Here is a 4020-nt window from a genome sequence, read left to right on the forward strand (position 1 = left end):
CACACAATCTGTGATAGTTCAACATATACTTGGATAACATTTTATAGTTCACATCTTGATACTCAATAATCATATGGCAAGCACCTCACGTTCATTTTGTAGGCTTTTACGTTTAGATTCGATATAATCGTTGTAAATAACTTTATTGGCTTGTGTGCGCTTCTCATTGCGTTCTGAACGCGCTTTATGATGTATTTGGTATAAATCTCTTTGAAGTTTCTCAATCGTTTTGTGTGGCTTATATGAGCCATTTGACTGCATGTATTGAATGATATCCTTTTGTTCATGCGAAGGATAGTGTTTGATTAGCTTTTTAACCAAATTTAGTCGTTTATTTGATTGCTTTTTATATCTATCCAGTTCTTCTTTTTTATCCACGATCCAACATACCAACTTTTCTAGTGGATACGAAGTGGTGATAACGCCCATTACATCATCACAGGTCATATGCGATGTATTAAGGCTATACATACATTCGATTTGTTCCTCTATTGCTTGTATTTTACGATTAATAAACATAGGATTATAAGCAGTTAGCAGTTCGTATTCAGTAATCTTTTCAACGGGATAATATCTTAATACTTGCTTACAGGGTTTTAGATGCATGTTATAACCTCATTTCTTTATATAGTTATATAAACGCTTATAAGTTTCTGCAACAGTTACAGAAACCCATTTCTTTCCAAAATTTGGAAGGCATTATTATATATTTAAGTTTGTACAACGAGATTTGCTATTTATTAGTTTATACTTTCCAATTAATTGTTGTTATGACTCTTGCTAAAATTACGCATCATATTTTTTGAGATTAAAGGATATACCAAAAACGTCACAACCTAAGTAGATAACAAAAATAGTTATGTAGTAACGGACATTTTTGTCTATAGCTAGATAAGTATTTAAAAATGTTGATTATGTAGCTATTACTCAAAAAAGAGTAACAGCTCAATTCGCCAAAGTTTTTCTAACCTATCAATCATCTTTGCCTATGCCAAACTCTTCATATACTGATTTAGGCTTCTTACCTGTCACAAAATCACCTACGGGATCATACTCATTTTTTGTCTTAGGTTCCATAATCTTGAGACGTGCCTCAACAGTTAAGCCTAATTTGGGACAAATGGCGTTCATTGTATTCACGCTATCCCTTTGTATTGTGTAATGAGGTGAGAGTTTACTTCCACGTTCAGTCACAACCACCATACCTTCTTCTTGAATTTTGAGTGTGGCATTTTTGTAGTTACTATATGTTTGGCAATAAGTAGCAAGCAGACCTTTGTCTAAATCTTTTATAGGTAATTCATTAATAAGTGGAAGCACTCTATACCATTCTTGAATAGCATCATCGTCTAAAAAATCGGGTGGTTCTTTTGATAAAGGTGTAAGCTCATTCATAGCTTTCTCAGTCGCATTTCTTTGTTCTTGTACATCTTTGGTACGATAAGCTTTTTGTTGTGATAATAGTTTTCTCTGTGACATTTATATCATCTCCTATAATTGTTATGTATTTTTTAAGCGAGCGCTCTCTCGTATTCTTTAGTAATAAAGTCAGCGCTGTCTTATTGTCGAAAAATCTCGACGCTAATTCTAAAGAATTCATACACAAATGCGACCACGTGGTCGTTTTAGTTAGTCGTCGTGCAAATTTTGCACTTCGTTGTAATTTTGAACGGAATTATAAATATTCTTTTTCATTATTTCTTTTTGTAGTGATTTAGGTGCATTAAGAAAATTATCTTTTTGAACGTTGTCCAGATTTGTGGACAACTCATTTAAATTAATGTAGTAATAAATTTTAAACTTATTTAAGTTATTGTTTACGTGCAATTGATTCAGAACGTTGTGCTTGTTCAAGTTGTGATTCGAGTTGAGTTTTTTCTTCGTCGCGTTGTTTGAGTTGTTTTTTGTATTCTTCTAATTCTCTAACAGTCATTTCATCTGGTGTTTTAGTTTCGCCACTTGATGTAGTGTGTTCTGTTGTTCGTTCAGATTCAGGTAAAGTTGCTATTTCATATAAAACGTTTAGTCCTATTTGTGACGACGTCGTCATATTTGTTTGGAATTCTTCTGAAACTTTTATAAAGCGATTAGCTTGTCTATATGGCATTTGAATATTTTCGAGCCACTTACCAAACTCCCCATGTGCTAAATCATTCTCTTTCACATGTTTCAATCTTCGACCGATTTCGAATATCGATTGACCTGCAATGTTTTGGTAACTAACACTCACAATTATTTGCTTGTGTTGTATATTGCGCCTATCCACGAAAAGATAAAAGAGAATAATACAAAGCTTAATATTACAAGCATTAATAGAGACGTAGTTATTTCATCAAAAACTAGGCTCTGTGAGAAGCTCTATATTGCATTGAATGAATGGTTACATGGATTACAGGTCATTACGTGCCGTAAATCGCTTAAATTAGACTTTTTCGTTAGTAATTATTGTGAAAAATTACACAATTTTACCTTTTAATATCAAGTTGCGGTTACAGAAAAGACGGACTCGTTTAATTCGTTTTCAAAAAGGCTGGGCGCAAATTCAACGCCTCCCTTTAAATTTAGAAATTATTTTTTCAAATTTCATTTTATTTTTTATAATCTCCAGTATTATTTTCACTGCCCGATTAAATTATCTATCCCATTAAAATTTTTCATACCATCTAATTCACACTTGCCTTATTTAAGTATATTTATCACTTAAAACTTCGCTTTTAATCAATCTATTTAAGTAGCTTTCACGCACTATATAACAGCTTGTAACACTTAATATATAATCATCTATATATGCTCTGTATAGCTCTCTAAATGGCTACAAATGGCATTGTATAATGCAAAGTATTCATGCTTAGTTATAACGTTTTGTATCTCGTAATTGCTTCTAACATTGTTCTTGCTTATCACTTTACGAACAACAATTATTATTTATATTTTTAAATCTCATTTTGATTTTTGAATTTAATTTTTATTTTGAAATTAGAAATATTATTTTGAAAATAATTCTTTAAAACTTTTTTGTAATTCAAATCTGAAATTACTTTTTACATTTACTTTCTTCTCTTAATGAACTTCTTAACTGAATTGATTCAACAAATGAAATCATTTATCTTCTGAACTCAATCAACAATTGAATTTCAACAAATGAATTAACTTAAACAATTTATCTTAATTGGATTAATCATTCTTAATTAGAAATCAAATATCAATTACAATTCATTTCTTCTCTTTGAATGTTGATGAACAATCACAATGAAACTTCTATGTGAACTATCTCATTAGTTGGATCTAATACTCATACTAAAAGTAGTGACCTTATAAACTGTGTGCTTAATAACCCGACCTTTAATGTAGGTAGCTTAATCACTGCATACTTTATTGTGCAGTCCTCTAAACTATCCACCTTAATAAGCAGTGTGCTTTAATACACAGTGTCTTTAATGCTTGGACACTTTATAACAGATGGCGCTTTATTATCTATGCTCATTGTTTGCCTGCACCTTTAATACTTGGGTCTTATAACTGCATGTGCTTTTATATACTATGTTGAAGTATCTGCTACACATTGAATGCGTTCCACATATATCATTGTGATTACTTTCACATATATACTTTAAGAAAAGACCACCACCAATTAATAGTGATGGCCTAAACCAACGTACAGAAGAACTAGGAACTAATGAAAATAACAAGGAGTTAAATGCCCAATGGCTAATTTAGACTTTAATACTGAGCGCTCAACATTAAAGATTTAGTACATCTTTAATATCTATATTATACCATGAACGCTGTTATAATACCACTTTACATTACCTAGTATTAATAGAAATTGCTTTTATTTTACCAATCTTTTCAATGAGCTTATTCATCGATGTCACTTCATCTGTATAGATTTGTACACTCTTAACTTTGTTATGCTGCACTAAATTTATAAATTCTTGCATAATTGGTTTGTCATCCACTTCTATAGACAGTCCATACAGTCCTTTATTGACTACCACTGTTAAATTGCCACGATGTATC

Annotated in this window: 2 protein-coding genes and 2 pseudogenes; all 4 read right to left on the reverse strand. The window is 31.3% G+C overall.

All coding sequences use genetic code 11. The annotated features are described in order from the left end of the window. Positions 1 to 69: 69 nt before the first annotated feature. Positions 70 to 606: a spore coat protein gene (locus tag KA856_RS13080; protein WP_210138754.1), complete on the reverse strand. Its 537-nt coding sequence runs from the start codon at positions 604 to 606 to the stop codon at positions 70 to 72. A gap of 366 nt (positions 607 to 972) precedes the next feature. Beyond that, a complete protein-coding gene (locus KA856_RS13085) occupies positions 973 to 1479 on the reverse strand; it encodes a phage terminase small subunit P27 family (protein ID WP_040030197.1) in 507 nt (168 codons plus the stop codon). A gap of 334 nt (positions 1480 to 1813) precedes the next feature. Then, a pseudogene (locus tag KA856_RS13090) lies at positions 1814 to 2233 on the reverse strand (DUF3102 domain-containing protein); the annotation flags it as partial. Between the two features lie 1573 nt (positions 2234 to 3806). Then, positions 3807 to 4020, reverse strand: a pseudogene (locus tag KA856_RS13095) (hypothetical protein); the annotation flags it as partial.

The sequence above is a fragment of the Staphylococcus sp. GDB9P120P genome (assembly GCF_017893435.1).
GTDB classification, from domain to species: Bacteria; Bacillota; Bacilli; order Staphylococcales; family Staphylococcaceae; genus Staphylococcus; species Staphylococcus cohnii.